The sequence below is a fragment of the Pararhodobacter sp. SW119 genome (assembly GCF_017811755.1).
Classification (GTDB): domain Bacteria; phylum Pseudomonadota; class Alphaproteobacteria; order Rhodobacterales; family Rhodobacteraceae; genus Pararhodobacter.
This window is the reverse complement of record NZ_JADDJF010000026.1, coordinates 26,505-44,784: the sequence shown is the minus strand read 5'-3', so window position 1 is coordinate 44,784 and position 18,280 is coordinate 26,505. Positions and strand designations below refer to the sequence as shown.

The following is an 18,280-nucleotide window of genomic DNA, read 5'->3' as shown; positions in this document are numbered from 1 at the left end:
GCCCACCAGCAGCAGGCAGAGCGTCTCAAGACGGCTCTTGCTCAAACCCACATGCGGGCGCAGAAAGATCTCGAGGGCGGTGACGGTGCGTTGGGACATCGGGTCGCTTCCTTGGTCGGAGTCGACCAGAAAACCACCTCTTCACCCCCTCAGCCAGACCAGTGTCGTGCAGTGTGACCTGATCGTAACCGCGTCCGGGGCGACGGCGGTCTATTCCTGCGCCCGCAGGATGCGCGCGGGGCGCGAGGCCAGGGGCCGCAGAGCAAAGGCGAGTCCCGCCAGCAGGGTCGCCAGCACGCCCCCCGCGATGATCATCAGCGCCGAAACGGGCTGGAAGACATAGGCCACGTCCATCACCCGGGTCAGCACCAGCCAGGAGGCCAGCACCGCGGCGACCACCGCGACCGCCGCTGCCGCCGCGCCCATCAGCGCCGAGCGCAGCGCGAAACTGGCGAGGATCGTGGCGCGGGTGGCACCGATGGTCTTCAGCACCGCGGCCTCGAATACCCGCGCCCGTTCGCCCGCCGCGGCGGCGCCGATCAGCACGACGAAGCCGGTGATCAACGTCGCCAGCGCCGCCACCGCGGTCGCCCCGGCCAACGCCCCCAGCGCCTCGGCCACGCGGGCGGCCACTTCGCGGACCTGCACGGCGGTGATGTTGGGAAACTGGTTCGACAGGTCGCGCAGGATCGCGGCCTCGGCCTCGGGCGCGGCGTGGACGGTGGCCAGATGGGTGTGCGGCGCGCCGGCGAACGCCGCCGGGTTGAAGGTCATGACGAACCCGATGCCCCCGGTGCGGAAGTCGAGTTCGCGGAAATTGGCGATGCTGCCGGTGATCGACCGGCCCAGCACGTTCACCGTCACCCGGTCGCCCAGCGACAGGCCCAACTCGCGCCCCTCGTTGATGCCGAAGCTGATCAGCGGATCGCCGGCGTAATCGGCCGGCCACCACTCGCCCTCGACCAGCACGGTGCCCTCGGGCGGGGCGGTGGAATAGGTCAGGCCCCGGTCGCCGCGCAGCACCCAGTGATCGCCCCATTCGCGCGCCGGGATGTCGTTGATCGCGGTGATCACCCCGCGCAACTGCGGCGCGGTGGCGATCTCGGACACCGCGGGATCGCCGCGCAGGCGTTCCAGGAAGCCCTCCAACTGGTCGGGCTGGATGTCGATGAAGAAGTACGAGGGCGCGCGATCCGGCAGGTCGGCGGCAATGGCGCTGCGCAGGTTGGCGTCGATCTGCCCGACCGTCGCCAGCACCGTCAGCCCCAGACCCAGCGACAGCACCACCGCCGTCACCCCCTCGCGCGGGTTGCCTACAGCACCCAGCGCCAGCCGCAGGGCCGTGCGCCCGCGCAGCCAGCGCACCTGCGCCAGCCGGCGCGCGGCGAGGCGCAGCAGAAGCGCCGCGCCCAGCAGCACCCCCAACGCGACGACGATCCCGGCCGCCGCCGCCAGCGCCAGCCGTGGCACCGCGGCCAGACCCGCCGCCGTGCCGACCAGCGCCGCCAGCGTCAGCGACAGCGCCACCAGGTAGCGCCAGCGCGGCCAGCCCAGCCCCTCGGACCCGACCCCGCGAAAGAGGGCGGCGGCACGCACCTGCTCGACCCGCGCCAGCGGCCAGAGCGTGAAGACCAGCGCCGTCAGCATGCCATAAAGCGCGGCCTCGATCAGAGGCTGCGGATGCACCGTGAAGACCGCGGGAACCGGGAGGCGCGCCTCCAGCACCGGGGCCAGCAGGATCGGTGCGCTGATGCCCAACAGCAGTCCGGCGGCCACCCCCAGCGCGGTCAGCACGCCGATCTGGGCGAAATAGACGGCGAAGATCGTCCGACCCTCGGCCCCCAATGTCTTCAAGGTGGCGATGACCGGCGTCTTGCCCTCCAGATAGGCGCGGACCGCGGCGGAAACGCCGACCCCGCCGACCGCCAGCCCGGCCAGCCCGACCAGCACCAGGAACGACGCGATGCGGTCGACGAACTCGGCCACGCGCGGCGCCCCGCGGCGAGAATCGCGCCAGCGCGCGCCCTCGCCCTCGAACCGCTGGGCGCTGGCCACGCGCAGCCGGTCCAGCGTGTCGCCCTCGGCCAGCATCATGCGGTAGTTGGTCTCGTACATCGTGCCCGCGCCCAGAAGCTCGGACGCGGCCAGCGCCTCGGTCGAAACCAGCGTGCGGGGGCCGGCGGCAAAGGTCGTGGTGATCGCGTCGGGTTCGCGCAGCAGGTGCGCCACCAGCACGAACTCCTGCACGCCAAGCCGGAACCGCTGCCCCAGTTCCAGCCCCAGCCGGTCGGCGATCAGCCGGTCCATCGCCGCGCCCGGCAAGCCGTCGCGCTCGGCCAGAACCTCGGCCACCGACATCGGCGGGTCGAAGACCGCCTCGCCGATCAGCGGCCAGTTGTCGTCGACGCCCTTGACCTGGGTCAGCGCGCGTTCGGTCGTCTCGCCCTGCCCGACCACCGCCATCGACCGGAAATCGACCACCTGCGAGACCTGCGCGGCCTCTTCCGCCATCCAGGCGCGCTCGTCGTCGCGGGCAAAACGGAAGGTGAACTGAAGTTCGGCATCGCCGCCCAGCAGCGTCGCGCCCTCGCGCTGCATGCCTTCGGTGATCGCCGCACGGACCGATCCGACGGCGGCGATCGCCCCCACGCCCAGCGTCAGGCAAAGAAGGAAGATCCAGAAGCCGGAAAGCCCGCCGCGCAACTCGCGCCGCGCGATGCGCAGCGCCACCGGAAGCGTCATTGCGCGGCCTCCAGGCGGCGATCCTCGCCGTCGATTCGGCCGTCGCGCAGGCGGATCACACGGTCGCAGCGCGCCGCCAGGTCGGGCGCATGCGTGACCAGCACCAGCGTCGCCCCATGCTTGTCGCGCAGCCCGAAAAGAAGCTGCATGATCGCCTCGCCGTTGGTGCCGTCCAGATTGCCCGTCGGCTCATCGGCCAGCAGGATAGCCGGCCGGGGTGCCGCGGCGCGGGCGAGCGCCACGCGCTGCTGCTCACCGCCCGACAGCTGCGCGGGGTAGTGATGCATCCGTGGGCCCAGACCCACCGAGCGCAACTCGTCCTCGGCGCGCTCGAACGCGTCGGCGCGGCCGGCCAGTTCCAGCGGCGTGGCGACGTTTTCCAGCGCGGTCATCGTCGGGATCAGGTGGAAGGATTGAAAGACCACCCCCATATTCCCCCTGCGGAACCGTGCCAGCGCATCCTCGTCCAGCGCGGTCAGATCATGACCCAGCGCCCGGACCGACCCGCCGGTCGCGCGTTCCAATCCGCCCATGAGCATGAGGAGCGATGACTTGCCAGACCCCGACGGACCCACCAGCCCCAGCGTCTCGCCCCGGTGGACATCGAGCGTGATGCCCCGCAGTATCTCGACCGGGCCGGCGTTGCCCTGCAGGGTCAGCGCCGCGTCCTTCAGCGACAGAACGGGATCGGTCATGCAAGATTTCCTCGTACCAAAGCGTTCCTCGGCATATGGGCTTTCGGGCCTCGGTGACAAGCTGCGGCGCGGCATCGGCGCCCTGATATGCACGCTCGGCCTCGGGTTTTCCGTCGCAGCGCCTGCGGAAACGGCACCGCTGCGCCTGGTCGCGCTGGGTGATTCCCTGACGCAGGGTTACGGGCTGACGCAGGGCGACGGTCTGGTCCCGCAGCTGGAGGCCTGGCTGCAGGACGCCGGCCATGACGTCATTTTGATCAATGCCGGCGTCAGCGGCGACACGACGGCGGGCGGGCTCTCGCGTCTGGACTGGACCCTCGCGGACGAACCGGATGCGATGATGATCGCGCTGGGGGGCAACGACCTTTTGCGCGGGATCGACCCGGCGAACAGCCGCGCCAACCTGCAGGCAATCCTGGAACGTCTGCAGGCCGAGGATCTGCCGGCGCTGCTGATCGGCCTGCCCGCGCCCGGCAACTACGGCCCCGAATTCCGCGACGCGTTCGAGGCGATGTATGTCGAACTGGCCGAGGAATACGGCGCGGTCCGCTATCCCAACCTTCTGCAGCCGATCAGCGACAAGCATGAGCTGGGCCTGTCCTACAGCGAGTTGATGCAGGACGACCGGATCCATCCCAGCGCCGCCGGCGTGCAGGCGATTGTCGAGGCGCTGGGGCCGGTCGTGTCGGACTGGCTGCGGCAGATCGAGGCGGAAGATACCGGATCATGAGCGCCGATTGCCTGTTCTGTCGCATCGCGCGGGGCGACCTGCCGGCGCACAAGGTGCACGAGGACGACCATATCCTCGCCTTCCTCGACCTGCACCCGATCCGGCCCGGCCATACGCTGGTCATCCCGAAGGATCACCACGTCTGGTTCGAGGACCTGCCCGAGGATCTGGCGACGCGGGTCACCACCTGCGCGCAGCGGCTGGCCCGCGCCATGAAACGCCTCTACGCGGTGGAACGCGTGGCGATGTTCTACACCGGCATCCACGTGCCGCACGCCCATGCCCATGTCGTGCCGATGCACCACGTCCACGACGTCTCCTCAAAGGCCTATCTGGCCGATGGGGTGGAAAGCTACGCGCTGCCGCCAAAATTGGCGGATGATGAAATGTCGAATATCGCCAAGTCCTTGAAGGCCGATCTTACCTGATCTTCGCGGCTCTCTCTCTGGCCCTGAGAGAATGCTCCCCCGGCGTCTTCCCACCGGGTCCGACACCCCGCCCGGCGACGGTTTTCAGCCAACTTCACCGGATGGTCAGGGAACCTCGACGCCGTCTTGGGTGTTATGTGTTGGAACCCCTTAACATTTGAGACCCAGCAATCGGAGGAAATCCAATGCGAAGACTCATGTTCACCACCGCTCTTGTCAGCATGTCCGCTTTCGGCGCCGTTGCGCAGACCTCGGGCGAAGGCGATCGCGCTGCAGCGCCGGCGCAATCCGGACAGATGGTGCCGGCTTTCAATGCCAGCGGCTTCATCGGCAAGGATCTTTACACGCTGGACAGCGACACGGTGCGCGAACTGCCCGATGTCGCGCCGGTCCGCGATGTCAGGCTGCGCTGGACCAGCGACGAGGCCTTCCTGGCCGAACGAGACTCGTGGGAGAATATCGGCTCGATCGATGAGGTGATCCTGACTCAGGACGGCCGGATCCGCGGCGTTCTGGTCGATGTCGGCGGCTTCCTGGGCTTCATGGCGCGTACTGTCATGGTCGATATGGACGAACTCTACTTCGTGGCAGAGGAGGCCCAGCCCGAGGATATCGGCGACTTCCTCGTCGTCGCAACCATGACGCGCGAAGAACTCGAGGCTTTGCCCGAATGGGACGAGTCGACGCTCGACCTGGGCTTCGAATGGTCCGAGATCCTGCCGGACATGCCGGAAATAGGCACCGACACCACCGACGCGACGGCCGATACCGGTGGCGAGGCCATGATCGGCTCGCCGCGCGGACCGGCCGAGCCGCCCGCAGGCTATGTCCTGCAGGACACCCCGCCGACGGCGAGTTCAGTGATCGGCGCCGACGTCTATGACGCGCATGGCGAATCGATCGGCCAGGTCGATGACGTGTTGATCGGCGACGACAACACGATCACGCATCTGGTGCTCGATATCGGCGGCTTCCTTGGCGTCGACGATCATGTCGTCGCGCTGGAGGTGCAGAACCTCGATATCTACCACAGTGCCGATACCGACTCGGTGCGCGTGCACACCCCGGCGACCGAGGAGCAGTTGACCACGCTGCCCGCATACGAAGGCTGACCCGGGGCGCCCTATGCGTGCAACCCCGACCGCGTCCGCGCTGCTGCGTGGGCGCGGTTTGTTTTCGGACGGATCATGCGGGCCGCCGTCAGCGGACGAACCTTTCGTTGCGGTTAACGGCCCAGATTAAACCATCTATTACAATGTCTTGCGAAAGCGTGCGCATGCGCACACCGGACGCGCCGCCGCCTTGGCCGGGCGGGCCGCGCACCTTCAGGGCCGCAAACCTCAGCCCTGCAGGGTCCGCACGCCGATCCCTTCCTTGCGGGCCTGCATGGCCGCGACCGCGGCGATAGCGCCGGCAGCGGTGGTGAAATAGGCGATCTTGTCCATCAGCGCGTTGGTACGGATCTCGCGGCTGTCGGCGATGGCCTGCGCGCCCTCGGTCGTGTTGAAGACCAGCGCGATGTCGCCGTTCTTCAGCCGGTCGACGATGTTCGGCCGCCCCTCGTAGACCTTGTTGACGGGAACTGTCTTGATCCCCTGCGCGCCCAGCCATTTCGCCGTGCCGCCGGTCGCCACCAGTTCGAACCCCATGCCCGACAACTCTCGCGCCGCCCGCCCCATCGCCTCGGTCTTGTCGGCGTCGCGGATCGAGATGAAGACCCGCCCGCCCTCGGGCAGGATCGTGCCGGCGCCGATCTGCGCCTTCAGGAACGCCAGCGCAAAGGTCCGGTCCCAGCCCATCACCTCGCCGGTGGAGCGCATCTCGGGGCCCAGCAGCGTGTCGACGCCGGGGAAGCGCGCGAAGGGCAGCACGGCCTCCTTGACCGAATACCAGGGCGTGATCGGATCGGCCAGCGTCAGCGGATCGGCAAGCGGCAACTCGGTATCGGGGCCGACACCCGCCGGATACGGCTCGCGCAGCGGGAACTGGTCCAGCGGCTCGCCCGCCATCAGCCGCGCGGCGATGGACGCGATGGCGCTGTCGGTCGCCTTGGCGACGAAGGGCACGGTACGGCTGGCGCGTGGGTTGACCTCCAGCACATAGATGTCGCCGTCCTTGATCGCGAACTGCACGTTCATCAGCCCGACGACATTGAGGCCACGCGCCATCAGTTCGGTCTGGCGCTTCAGTTCCGCCACAGTCGCATCGGTCAGCGAATGCGGCGGCAGGCAGCAGGCGCTGTCGCCCGAATGCACGCCCGCCTCCTCGATATGTTCCATGATCCCGGCGACATGCACGCGCTGGCCGTCCGACAGCGCATCGACATCGACCTCGATCGCGCCCGACAGGTAGCTGTCCAGCAGCACCGGGTTCTTTCCCGAGACCTCGACGGCATTCTGGATGTAGCGCTTCAGATGGTCGCGGTCGCGCACGATCTCCATCGCCCGCCCGCCGAGCACGTAGGAGGGGCGGATCACCAGCGGGAAGCCGACGGTCTCGGCGATCTCCATCGCCTGCGCCTCAGAGGACGCGATGCCGTTGACCGGCTGCTTCAGCCCCAAGTCATTCAGGAGCCTCTGGAACCGCTCGCGATCCTCGGCCAGGTCGATGGCGTCGGGCGAGGTGCCGAGGATCGGGATCCCCTCGGCCTCCAGATCGTTGGCCAGCTTCAGGGGCGTCTGGCCGCCGAACTGGACGATGACGCCGTGCAGGGTGCCGTTCTGCTGCTCCACCCGCAGGATCTCCAGCACGTGCTCCAGCGTCAGCGGCTCGAAATAAAGCCGGTCCGAGGTGTCGTAGTCGGTCGAGACGGTCTCGGGGTTGCAGTTGACCATGATCGTCTCGTAGCCCGCGTCGGTCAGCGCAAAGCAGGCATGGCAGCAGCAATAGTCGAATTCGATCCCCTGCCCGATCCGGTTGGGCCCGCCGCCCAGGATCACGACCTTCTTGCGGTCCGAGGGGCGCGCCTCGCACTCGACGCCGCCCATCGCGGGCGCCTCGTAGGTCGAATACATGTAGGGCGTCTGCGCCTCGAACTCGGCGGCGCAGGTATCGATGCGCTTGAAGACGGCGGTCACGCCGCGACGCAGGCGCGAACGACGGATGTCGGCTTCGACCTGCCCGGTGAGGGTCGCGAGCCGCGCATCGGTGAAGCCCATCATCTTGAGCGCGCGCATCCCCTCTGCGGTTTCGGGCAGCCCTTCGGCGCGGACCTGCGCCTCGGTCTCCACGATCTCGCGGATGCGGGCCAGGAACCACGGATCAAACGCCGTGGCGTGCCCGATCTCGTCATCCGAAAGCCCCTCGCGCATGGCCTGGGCGATCAGCCGCAGCCGGTCCGGGGTCTGGGCGCTGATCGCCTTGATGACCGCGGCCTTGTCGGGGGCGCCGGGGATCCTGATCTCGTCAAAGCCCGTCAGCCCCGTCTCCATCGAGGCCAGCGCCTTCTGCACGCTTTCGTGGAAGGTCCGGCCGATGGCCATCGCCTCGCCCACCGATTTCATGGCGGTGGTCAGTTCGGCCTTGGCGCCGGGGAATTTCTCGAACGCAAAGCGCGGGATCTTGGTGACGACATAATCGATGGAGGGTTCGAAACTGGCCGGCGTGACCTTGGTGATGTCGTTGTCCAGCTCATCCAGCGTGTAGCCCACGGCCAGTTTCGCGGCGATCTTGGCGATGGGGAAACCAGTCGCCTTGGAGGCCAGCGCCGAGGAGCGGCTGACGCGCGGGTTCATCTCGATCACGACCATGCGGCCGTCTTCGGGGTTGACCGCCCATTGCACGTTCGACCCGCCGGTCTCCACCCCGATCTCGCGCAGCACGGCGATGGAGCCGTTGCGCATCATCTGGTATTCCTTGTCGGTCAGGGTCAGCGCCGGCGCCACGGTGATCGAGTCGCCAGTGTGCACCCCCATCGGATCGACGTTCTCGATGGCGCAGACGATGATGGCGTTGTCGGCCCGGTCACGCACCACCTCCATCTCGAATTCCTTCCAGCCCAGAAGGGATTCGTCGATCAGGATCTGCCCCGCGGGCGAGGCGTCGAGGCCCGAGCGGCAGATCGCCTCGTAATCGTCGCGGTTGTAGGCGACGCCGCCGCCGGTGCCGCCCAGCGTATAGGCGGGGCGGATGATGGCCGGCAGGCCGACCTCTTCGATAGCGTTCATCGCCTCGACGACGCCGGCAGCGATGTCGAACCGGCCGTCGGCGCGTTTAGGGGCGGCAATGATGGTGGCGCGGGGGTTTTCCAGCCCGATCCGGTCCATCGCCTCGCGGAAGAGCTTGCGATCCTCGGCCATTTCGATGGCCTGCCGGTTGGCGCCGATCAGTTCGACGCCGAACTTGTCCAGCACGCCCATGTCGGCCAGCGACAAGGCGGTGTTCAGGCCCGTCTGCCCGCCCATCGTCGGCAGCAGCGCATCGGGGCGCTCGGCCTCGATGATCTTGGCGACGATCTCGGGCGTGATCGGTTCGATATAGGTGGCGTCCGCCAGGCCCGGGTCGGTCATGATCGTCGCCGGGTTCGAATTGACCAGGATGACGCGATAGCCTTCCTCGCGCAGCGCCTTGCAGGCTTGCGCGCCGGAGTAGTCGAATTCGCAGGCCTGACCGATGACGATGGGTCCCGCCCCGATGATCATGATGGATCTGATATCGGTTCTTTTCGGCATTCCGGACCCCGTTCAGACATTTTGGCGCCGCCGGATGGCGGCGCGCAAATCGAGGCGGGTTATAGCCGGGCACAGGGTCGGCGCAAGCCCCGTTCGGGCGCAATCGCTCGCGTTCGGCCCCGATGGTGGCGCCGAAATCGCGAAACGCGCAGCGCGACACCCGCGCCCGCCACACAAGGCGGACGGCGCGGCGGCGCACCCGCAAAGCGCGCGCGCCAAAAGTTTCTTTGCGGTTAACGACGCCGATTATACGTTTCTTGTCAATGCCTTGTCGAAACGCACAAACTTGTGCGCCCCGCCATCAGACTAGCCGAAACAAGCCTCCAGCAAAGCACGCGTGTTTTCTTTTGCCATCTTGCGGGGGTTCGCCCCCGCGGTCGGGTCGGCCAGCGCCATCTCGGTCAGCTCGTCGATCCGCCCCGCGTCGATCCCCAGCGCGGTCAGGTGCTCGGGGATGGCGAACTCGGCGCGCATCTCCATGATCCGCGCACGGAACCCGTCGAACCCGCCATCGATGCCCAGATAGGCCGCCATGCGCCCGATCTTCGCCTCGATCACCTCGCGGTTGAAGTCCAGCACCCAGGGCATGACGACCGCGTTGGTCGTGCCATGATGGGTGTTGAAAACCGCGCCGATCGGATGGCTGAGCGCATGGATCGCGCCCAGGCCTTTCTGGAAGCCGACCGCGCCCATCGCCGCCGCGCTCATCATGTGGGCGCGGGCCTCCAGGTCGTCGGGGCGGTGATAGACGCGCGACAGGTTCTCCATCACCAGCCGCATGCCCTCCAGCGCGATACCCTCGCTCATCGGGTGGTAGTAGGTCGTGCAATACGCCTCCAGACAATGGGCGAGCGCGTCCATCCCGGTCCCCGCGGTGATCGCCCGCGGCATGCCCACGGTCAGTTCCGGGTCGCAGATGGTGACGGCGGGCATCAGCTTCGGGTGGAAGATGATCTTCTTGGTATGCGTGGCCGAGTTGGTCAGAACCCCGGCGCGCCCGACCTCGGACCCGGTACCCGCCGTGGTCGGCACGGCGACGATGGGCGCAATTGTGTCGGGGTTGGCACGCGTCCACCAGTCGCCAACGTCCTCCAGATCCCAGACCGGCACGGGCTGGTCGATCATCAGCGCGACCATCTTCGCCAGATCCAGCGCCGAGCCGCCGCCAAAGGCCACGACGCCATCGTGCCCGCCCGTGCGATAGGCCTTGAGCCCGTCTTCCATGTTGATCTCGGTCGGGTTGGCGTCGACGCCGGAAAACACTGCCCTGCCCAGACCGCCCCCCTCCAGCACGTCCAGCGCCTGGGCGGTGATCGGCAGGGTCGCCAGCGCCTTGTCGGTGACCAGCAGCGGCTTTGTCATGCCGACCGCGCGGCAATGATCGGCCAGTTCCGAAATCCGGCCGAGGCCGAACTTCACCAGCGTCGGATAGGACCAGTTGGCTTTCGGAACTTTCATTTGATCACCTTCTTCAGATGGTAGGATTTCGGCCGCGTGACCGAGTGATAGCCGAGGGTGGAGAGCGCCGCACCCCGCCCGGTGTCCTTGCATCCGGTCCAGCAGAGCGCGGGATCCAGATAGTCGCAGCGGTTCATGAACACCGTGCCGGTCTGCAACCGCGCCCCGATCGCCTCGGCGCGGTCGGGATCGGCGGTCCAGATCGACGCGGTCAGGCCGTAGGGGGAATCGTTCATCAGACGGATCGCCTCGTCGTCGCTCGCGACCTTCATGATGCCGACCACAGGACCGAAGCTTTCCTCGCGCATCACGCGCATCGAATGATCGACATCGACCAGCACCTGCGGCGCCAGATAGGCGCCGCCGTCATCGGCCGGAAACCGCGCGGGGTCGATCAGCGCCTTCGCGCCGGCGGCGACCGCCTCGGCCACCTGATCGCGCACGGTGCGGGCGAAGCGGACATTCGCCATCGGTCCCAGCGTCGTCTCGGGGTCGAAGGGATCGCCCAGCTTCAGCTTGTGGACCCAGGCGACCGCCTTTTCGACGAAGGCGTCATAGAGGCTCTCGTGGACATAGATCCGCTCGATCCCGCAGCAGCACTGGCCGGCGTTGAACATCGCACCGTCCATCAGCCCCTCCACCGCCGCGTCGAGGTCGGCATCGGCGCAGACCAGCCCCGGATCCTTGCCCCCCAGTTCCAGCCCCGTCGCGGTGAAGGTGCCGGCAGCGGCCCGCTCGATCGCCTGTCCGCCGCCGACCGAGCCGGTGAAGTTCACGAAACCGAAGCTGCGCGCCCTGATCAGCGCCTCGGTGGTGTCGTGCGTCACCACGATGTTCTGGAAGACATCCTCGGGCACGCCGCCGGCATGCATCGCTTCGGCCAGATGCTCGCCCACCAGCAGGGTCTGCGACGCGTGCTTCAGCATCACCGAATTTCCGGCGATCAGCGCGGGCACGATGGTATTAATCGCCGTCATGTAGGGGTAGTTCCAGGGGGCGATGACGAAGACCACGCCCACCGGTTCGCGCGCGATATGCCGGCGAAAGCGGTCCGACTCCTCGACGAGCTGCGGCGTCAGCGCCGCGGCGGCGATCCCGGCCATGTAGTCGGTACGCTCGTTCACGCCGCCGAATTCGCCGCCGTAGCGCGTGGGCCGGCCCATCTGCCAGGCCAGTTCCTCGACCGCGCGCTCCTTCATGCCGTTCAGCACCGCGATGCCCGACTTGACGCGCGCGATGCGGTCATCCAGCGGCAGCGCCGCCCAGCCCGTCTGCGCCGCCTGCGCCCGAGCGACCGCCGCCTGCACGTCCTCAAGCGGCATCGCCGGCCTCTCGGCATGGACCCGCCCATCCACGGGCGAGATGCATTGGATCATGCGTGTCATGTCACCCCTTCTGCCGCCGGGACCACCGGCGGCGTGTTCTTTCCCTGCTCTACTGGTTCAAGCTTCAGGCGCGTTCAAGGCCCCGTCGCACGTCCCAGTCCGTCACCGCGCGTTCGGATTCGGAAACTTCCCAGCGCGCGGCGTGGACGTAGTGATCGACCACCTCGTCCCCGAAGGCGCCGCGCAACCAGGTGGAGGTCGCGGCCAGATCCGCGGCCTCGCGCAGGGTGGTCGGGATCTCGCGCGCGTTTTCGGCGTTGTACATGTCGCCGCGCAGTTCAGGCTCCAGTTCCATCTTCTTCTCGATCCCGTCCAGCCCCGCGGCCAGCAGCGCGGCGCAGGTCAGATAGGGGTTCAGATCCGCCCCCCCGATCCGGCATTCAACCCTCACGGCCTTCGTGTTCTCGCCACAGATCCGGAAACCCGCGGTCCGGTTGTCGCGCGACCAGACGGCCTTGGTCGGCGCGAAAAGCCCCACGGTGAACCGCTTGTAGCTGTTGACATAGGGCGCGAGGAACAGGGTCAGGTCGCGCACATGCGCCAACTGCCCGGCCAGAAAGTGCTTCATCGCCACGGACATGCCGTGCGGGACCTCAGGGTCGTGAAACGCCGCCGCCCCGTCCAAGGACCAAAGCGACTGATGCACATGACTTGACGATCCCGCCTTCTCGGTCGCGTATTTCGCCATGAAGGTGACCGACTTGCCAAGGCTGTGCGCGATCTCCTTGGTGGCGTTCTTGATGATGACATGCGCATCGGCCATCTGCAGCGCATCGGTGTAGCGCACATTGACCTCGGCCTGGCCGGAATCCGCCTCACCCTTCGTGTTTTCGACTATGATCCCAGCGCCATATAGACCGTTTCTCAGCGCGCGCATCAACGGCTCTTCCTTGCTCGTCTGGAAGATATGGTAGTCCTCGTTATAGCCCGAGATCGGCCTGAGCCCGCCCACGCCGTCGTCGCGCAATGCCTCGTAGCTGTTCTCGAAGACGTAGAACTCCAGCTCGGTCGCCATCATCGGCTCGAAGCCCATCGCGCGCGCGCGCGCCACCTGCCGCTTAAGGATCGCGCGGGGCGATTGCGGCACCTCCTCATGCGTGTGGTGATCCAGAAGGTCGCACAGGACCAGCGCCGTCCCCTCCAGCCAGGGCACGCGGCGCAGGGTGTCCAGGTCGGGCTTCACGACGTAATCGCCGTAGCCCTTTTCCCAGCTTGCCGCGGCATAGCCGGGCACGGTGTGCATTTCCATGTCGACGGTCAGCAGGTAATTGCAGCAATGCGTCTCGCGCCAGCCGCTGTCGACGAAATGGGCGGCATGAAAGCGCTTGCCCATCAGGCGGCCCTGCATGTCGATCGCCGCCACGATCACGGTGTCGATCTCGCCGGCCTCCAAGGCCTCTTTCAGCGCATCCAGCGTCAGGTTTCCGGGCATCTGTCCCTCGTCTCGTCGCAGCCCTCGGCTGCTCATTTTCTGTCTGAAAGTATCCTCGGGGGTGCGGGGGGCAGACAGCCCCCCGCGACCTGTCGGTCGGGCTCAGCTGTAGCGATAGGGCCGCCCGGCCTCGTCCATCGCGGCGTTGTAGTCGCGGAAGATCTGCACGACGCGCGCCTTGGTCTCGGATTCGTCCGCGATCTCCTGCCAGAACTCGCGCGCGGCGCTTTCCACCTGCGCCCATTCGCCATCGGGGATCGAGGTCAACTCCAGCTTCTCGCCCTGCGTCCGCAACCGTGCCTCGCCGGCCCAGTACCAGTGCTGGCGGTAATAGTGCGACTGCTCGAAGCAGGTCGCCATCAGGTTCTGCAGATGCTCCGGCAACTCGTTCCAGCGCTCCATGTTGGCAAAGAAATGCCCGATCCACGCGCCCGAGATGTTATTGGTCAAAAAATGGCTGCAGATATCGGCCCAACCGACCTCGTAGGCCTCGGTGATGCCGCACCAGGCGACGCCGTCGATCTCCTGCGTCTGCAGCGCGATTTCCACATCCTCCCAGGGCACGGTGACCGGCACCACGCCGAACTGCGACAGGAACCGCCCCGCCGTAGGGAAGGTGAAGACGCGCTTGCCCTCCAGGTCTGCGAGCGAGGTGATGGGCGAGGTGGTGATGAAGTGACAGGGGTCCCAGGCGCCCGCCGAGATGTGCTTGACGCCGACGGCGGCGTATTCATCCGCCCAGATCTCGTTCAGCCCCCAATCGTTGAAAAGCGCCGGTACGTCGAGGCTGTAGCGGCTGCCGAAGGGAAAGTAGCCGCCGAAGACCGTGACCTCGGTCGGCCCCGCCATCGAATCGTCGTCGGACTGCACGGCGTCGATCGTGCCGCGCTGCATGGCCTGGAACAGCTCCTCGGTGGGCACCAGCTGGTCGGCATAGAACAGGTCGATCTGCATCTCGTCGCCGGCGATGGCGTTGAACATCTCGATCGCCGGCAGCGCCACCTGCGCGCCCAGCGCGGCGCCGGCATAGGTCTGCAGCCGCCAGCGGATCGTCGATTGCGCGTGTACCGCCGGGGCGGCCAGCGTGGCGGCGCCACCCAGCGCCCCGGTGGTCAGGAACTTGCGTCTGGTCGTGGTCATGGTCGTTACCTCCTTGTTTGGTATGATTATAGACAACAGGTAGCACCCCAGTTTCCGCGGATGATATCTTGACCGGTGCGGATATTCATTCCTTGGGCACATCCCGATGTTTCTGCTTGTTGCCACGGATAGACAATCGTACCGGAAATGTCGGTTACGCTTTGTCCCCGGACCACCTCCGCAATCCATCCCCACGCACACCATTCAGCACCGCGTTCAAATGCTTGTTGAACCTCCTCTAATCTACAGAGCCGAGCGCCACGCGCGGCGCACATCGCTACAGCCGCTCCGTAGTTCAATGTGTAGCGGCGTTCGGGAAGAACATTGAATATGCAGAACCCTACATCATCAACCCATCGCGGGTCGTGGCACGCTTGCCGTAGTTGCGCGCGGATGGTCTGAGCATCGATTTCCGCCTGCGCGCGCAACTCTGTAGTCCGTTCGACGTTTTCGTTTATTGCGTCGGCGCCAAGGGCGCGAACCTGCTCTTCGATTTCACTCGCGATGTTGCTGTATGCTTGGTAGACAGCGAGTCCCGAGCCGAGACCGAGAAATGCAATAGTGCCGAGAGCAAGGTAGCGTATCCCGGAAAGCTTGTCCTCGATCCGCTTCTGGCTTGCCTCAAGGCTTCTGATGCCTTCACGTTGTTCGCCTTCGAGCTTCTGAATTTGGAGTTCGAGATTGAATGCTCGATCACGCCATTCATCGGTCATTCCCAACCCTCCTCCCTTTGTCACCGAACACCCAGCGTCTGCGGCAGCCAGAGCGCGATCTGCGGGAATGCCATCACCAGCGCCAGCCCCAGGATCATGACGCCGACGAAGGGAAAGATCGAGCGGTAGATGTCCGCGAGCGTCACCTCGGGCGGGGCCATGGCGCGCATCAGAAAGAGGTTGTAGCCGAAAGGCGGCGTCATGTAGGCGATCTGGCAGGTGATCGTGTAGAGCACCCCGTACCAGATCAGATCGAACTCCAGCATCCGCACGATGGGCACGTAAAGCGGCGCGACGATGACCAGCATCGCCGTGTCATCGAGAAACGCGCCCATGATCAGGAAGGACAGCTGCATCAGGATCAGGATCTGCCAGCGGTTCAGGCCCAGTTCCTCGACAAAGAGCGCGCGGACGAAATCGACGGCGCGCAGCCCGTCGAAGACCGCGCCGAAGGCCAGCGCCGCGAGGATGATCCACAGGAACATGCAGCTGATCGCCAGCGTCATCCGCGTGCAGGTCTCCAGCACCGCCCAGGTCATCCGCCCCTTGAGGACCGAGGCCGAAAACGCCGCCAAGGCCCCGATGACCGAGCTTTCGACCAGCCGCGTGTAGCCCATGATGAAGGGCACCATCATCACCGCGAAGATCGCGAGGGGTAGAAGTCCAGCCAACAGCAAACGAGACTTTTCGCGATTGAATGAGGAGTCTTCAATCTCCTCGATAATTATTCCGTCAGCATCCTTGATAATTCGAACTCGAGGTGGTCCCAAAACCTCGGCGCGCTCTTCGTCAGAGATCGCCGGCCCAAGCGCGGGGTTCAGCCGGCAGCGAATCCAGATGTAGCTGATGAACAGGCTTGCCATCATCAGCCCCGGCAGGATGCCCGCCATCCACAGCTGCGTGACCGGCTGGCGGGCGATCATCGCGTAAAGCACCATGACGACCGAAGGCGGGATCAGGATGCCGAGCGAGGCGCCGGCCTGGATGACCCCGGTGACCATGCGCTTGTCGTAGCTGCGCTTCAGCAGTTCCGGCAGCGCGATGGTCGCGCCGATGGCCATGCCGGCGACGCTGAGGCCGTTCATCGCCGAGATCAGCACCATCAGAAGGATCGTGCCGATCGCCAGCCCCCCCGGCACCGGGCCGAACCAGACGTGGAACATGCGGTAGAGGTCATCGGCCAGCCGGCTCTCGCTGAGCACGTAGCCCATGAAGATGAACATCGGCAGCGTGATCAGCGGGAACCAGTTCATCAGCTTGAAGGATTGCGAAAACGCCAGATCGTGCCCGCCCCGGTCGCCCCAGAGCAGGATGGCCGCCACCACCGCGACAAACCCGATGATGCCGAACATCCGCTGCCCGGTCAGCATCAGCATCAGCATCGTGCCGAACATCAGGGCGGCGATGTATTCGGCGGGCATCAGAACTCCCCTCGCCCCAGCGCGCGGTTGAGGTCGCGGATGAAGATCGCCGTGCATTGCATGATCATCAGGACGATGCCCACGACCATGATGATCTTGATCGGCGCCATGTAAGGCCGCCAGAGCCCGCGTCGCCGCTCGCCGTATTCCAGCGCGAACTGCGTGCTCTCGATCCCGCCCCAGAGCAGCACGCCCAGATAGACAAAGAGGGTCAGGATGGTGACCGCATCGACCGCGGCCTTGGTGCGGTCGGACCAGCGGTCGTAGAGCAGGTCCATCCGCACGGCCGATCCCAGTTGCAGCGCATAGGCCCCGCCGATCATGAAATAGCCCAGCAGCAGGAACTGCGCCATCTCGTCGGTCCAGATCGGCGGGGTGAAGGCCGCGCGCCCGATCGCCCCCCAGAGCAGCACGCCCATCAGCGCGAAAAGCGAGAACATCGCCACCCGGCCGAAAGCGTAGTTCAGCCGCTCCACCGCGCGGACATAGGCGATCACGAAGCGCGGCATGCGTCGCCCCCCGCCGATTTCAGCGCGCGCGCCAGCACCGGCGCCAGCCGGTCGGCCATCGCCGACTGCTGCGCTGCGCTGCCGATCAGGTCGTTGCGGATCTCCAACATCGTGTTCGGGAGGCGCAGGGGTACCGCATGCAACCGGATCGTATGGGTCACGTCGCCCGCCGCGGAATAGGGCTCGTTCAGGCGGGTCTCCAGCCCGCAGCCCCGGGCCGCTTGTATCACCGCATGGGTCAGTGCCTCGTCGTCGTCATGGATGACGCCGAATTCCACCGCGCGCGGCAGGCCGTGATAGACCGGCGTGAAGGAATGCACCGCGATCAGCGCCGGCCGCCGCCCCAGCGCGACCAGCGCCGCGATCTCGGCCGCGAGCGTCGCGTGAAAGCCCGTGCAGACCGTCCGCGTACGGACCAGACGTTCCGCCGGCGTCACGTCCCGGTTCCCCGGGATTTCGTAAACCTCGGACCGGGCGGGCATCGCATTGGGGTGGTCCGGCGCCCGGTTCAGATCGAAGATGAGGCGCGAAAGCGGCGCATGCACCAGCACCGCGCCGCCGCACTCCGCCGCCAGCCGTTGCGCCAGCCCCCGCGCCAGCCCCAGCGCGCCGATGTCCCACGCGACATGCGTGCCCCAGATGTCCGGCGCCAGGCCCAGGTCGCCCCAAGGCTCGGCCGTCGCGTTCGAGGCGTGCTCGCAGATCATCACCACGCCGGCGGCATTCGGACCGGACGCGGGCGCGGCGCGGTTGTCCCAGCGCTCGACAAGGCCCGGCCATTCGGCGGGCGCGGGCGGCGTCAGGGCGGCGACATCGGGCTGCGACATGGAAGCGAGAATCCGGCTGATCGGACCGCCAGCCTGTTTCATCGCCCCCGAATCTGTCAAGTTCTTTTCGGGACCGTAATTTCTGTTACGAATCGAACATTCTGCTGTATCCTGCGCCCTGCCCCAGCGC

General features: G+C 66.5%; 14 protein-coding genes. 3 read left to right on the top strand and 11 right to left on the bottom strand.

What is annotated here, in order from left to right:
• Positions 1-210: 210 nt before the first annotated feature.
• Together IM708_RS14125 and IM708_RS14120 are read right to left on the bottom strand one after the other, a co-directional pair.
• Positions 211-2,742, bottom strand: a complete 2,532-nt coding sequence (locus IM708_RS14125; protein ID WP_209427216.1) for an FtsX-like permease family protein — start codon at positions 2,740-2,742, stop codon at positions 211-213.
• Positions 2,739-3,437: an ATP-binding cassette domain-containing protein gene (locus IM708_RS14120; RefSeq protein ID WP_209427215.1), complete on the bottom strand. Its 699-nt coding sequence runs from the start codon at positions 3,435-3,437 to the stop codon at positions 2,739-2,741. The genes IM708_RS14125 and IM708_RS14120 overlap by 4 nt, the downstream gene beginning before the upstream one ends.
• Here IM708_RS14120 and IM708_RS14115 point away from each other — a divergent pair.
• From IM708_RS14115 to IM708_RS14105, 3 genes are all read left to right on the top strand, one after another.
• Entirely contained in the window at positions 3,436-4,167 is a 732-nt protein-coding gene (locus IM708_RS14115; RefSeq protein WP_209427214.1) for an arylesterase, read from the top strand. The genes IM708_RS14120 and IM708_RS14115 overlap by 2 nt on opposite strands.
• Positions 4,164-4,595: an HIT domain-containing protein gene (locus IM708_RS14110; protein ID WP_209427213.1), complete on the top strand. Its 432-nt coding sequence runs from the start codon at positions 4,164-4,166 to the stop codon at positions 4,593-4,595. Before IM708_RS14115 ends, IM708_RS14110 begins: the two co-directional genes overlap by 4 nt.
• 185 nt (positions 4,596-4,780) lie before the next feature.
• Positions 4,781-5,707 (top strand): PRC-barrel domain-containing protein, encoded by a 927-nt coding sequence (locus tag IM708_RS14105; RefSeq protein WP_209427212.1) that lies wholly within the window; start codon positions 4,781-4,783, stop codon positions 5,705-5,707.
• Positions 5,708-5,935: 228 nt separating this feature from the next.
• Here IM708_RS14105 and carB read toward each other — a convergent pair whose 3' ends face one another.
• From carB to IM708_RS14060, 9 genes are all read right to left on the bottom strand, one after another.
• The gene (gene carB, locus IM708_RS14100; protein WP_209427211.1) at positions 5,936-9,265 is read right to left on the bottom strand and encodes a carbamoyl-phosphate synthase large subunit; all 3,330 of its coding nucleotides are present in this window, start codon (positions 9,263-9,265) and stop codon (positions 5,936-5,938) included.
• Positions 9,266-9,571: 306 nt separating this feature from the next.
• Positions 9,572-10,723 carry an iron-containing alcohol dehydrogenase gene (locus IM708_RS14095; protein ID WP_209427210.1) on the bottom strand — a complete coding sequence of 384 codons (1,152 nt, stop codon included), beginning with the start codon at positions 10,721-10,723 and terminating at the stop codon, positions 9,572-9,574.
• Positions 10,720-12,108: an aldehyde dehydrogenase family protein gene (locus IM708_RS14090; RefSeq protein WP_209427209.1), complete on the bottom strand. Its 1,389-nt coding sequence runs from the start codon at positions 12,106-12,108 to the stop codon at positions 10,720-10,722. The genes IM708_RS14095 and IM708_RS14090 overlap by 4 nt, the downstream gene beginning before the upstream one ends.
• 64 nt (positions 12,109-12,172) lie before the next feature.
• Entirely contained in the window at positions 12,173-13,540 is a 1,368-nt protein-coding gene (locus tag IM708_RS14085) for a glutamine synthetase family protein (protein WP_209427208.1), read from the bottom strand.
• A 102-nt stretch (positions 13,541-13,642) separates the two neighbouring features.
• Positions 13,643-14,680: a TRAP transporter substrate-binding protein gene (locus tag IM708_RS14080; RefSeq protein ID WP_209427207.1), complete on the bottom strand. Its 1,038-nt coding sequence runs from the start codon at positions 14,678-14,680 to the stop codon at positions 13,643-13,645.
• Positions 14,681-14,706: 26 nt separating this feature from the next.
• Positions 14,707-15,393, bottom strand: a complete 687-nt coding sequence (locus IM708_RS14075) for a hypothetical protein (protein ID WP_209427206.1) — start codon at positions 15,391-15,393, stop codon at positions 14,707-14,709.
• A 20-nt stretch (positions 15,394-15,413) separates the two neighbouring features.
• A complete protein-coding gene (locus tag IM708_RS14070; protein ID WP_209427205.1) occupies positions 15,414-16,814 on the bottom strand; it encodes a TRAP transporter large permease subunit in 1,401 nt (466 codons plus the stop codon).
• A complete protein-coding gene (locus IM708_RS14065; protein WP_209427204.1) occupies positions 16,814-17,323 on the bottom strand; it encodes a TRAP transporter small permease subunit in 510 nt (169 codons plus the stop codon). The genes IM708_RS14070 and IM708_RS14065 overlap by 1 nt, the downstream gene beginning before the upstream one ends.
• The gene (locus IM708_RS14060; RefSeq protein ID WP_209427203.1) at positions 17,308-18,150 is read right to left on the bottom strand and encodes an N-formylglutamate amidohydrolase; all 843 of its coding nucleotides are present in this window, start codon (positions 18,148-18,150) and stop codon (positions 17,308-17,310) included. The genes IM708_RS14065 and IM708_RS14060 overlap by 16 nt, the downstream gene beginning before the upstream one ends.
• Positions 18,151-18,280: the final 130 nt, after the last annotated feature.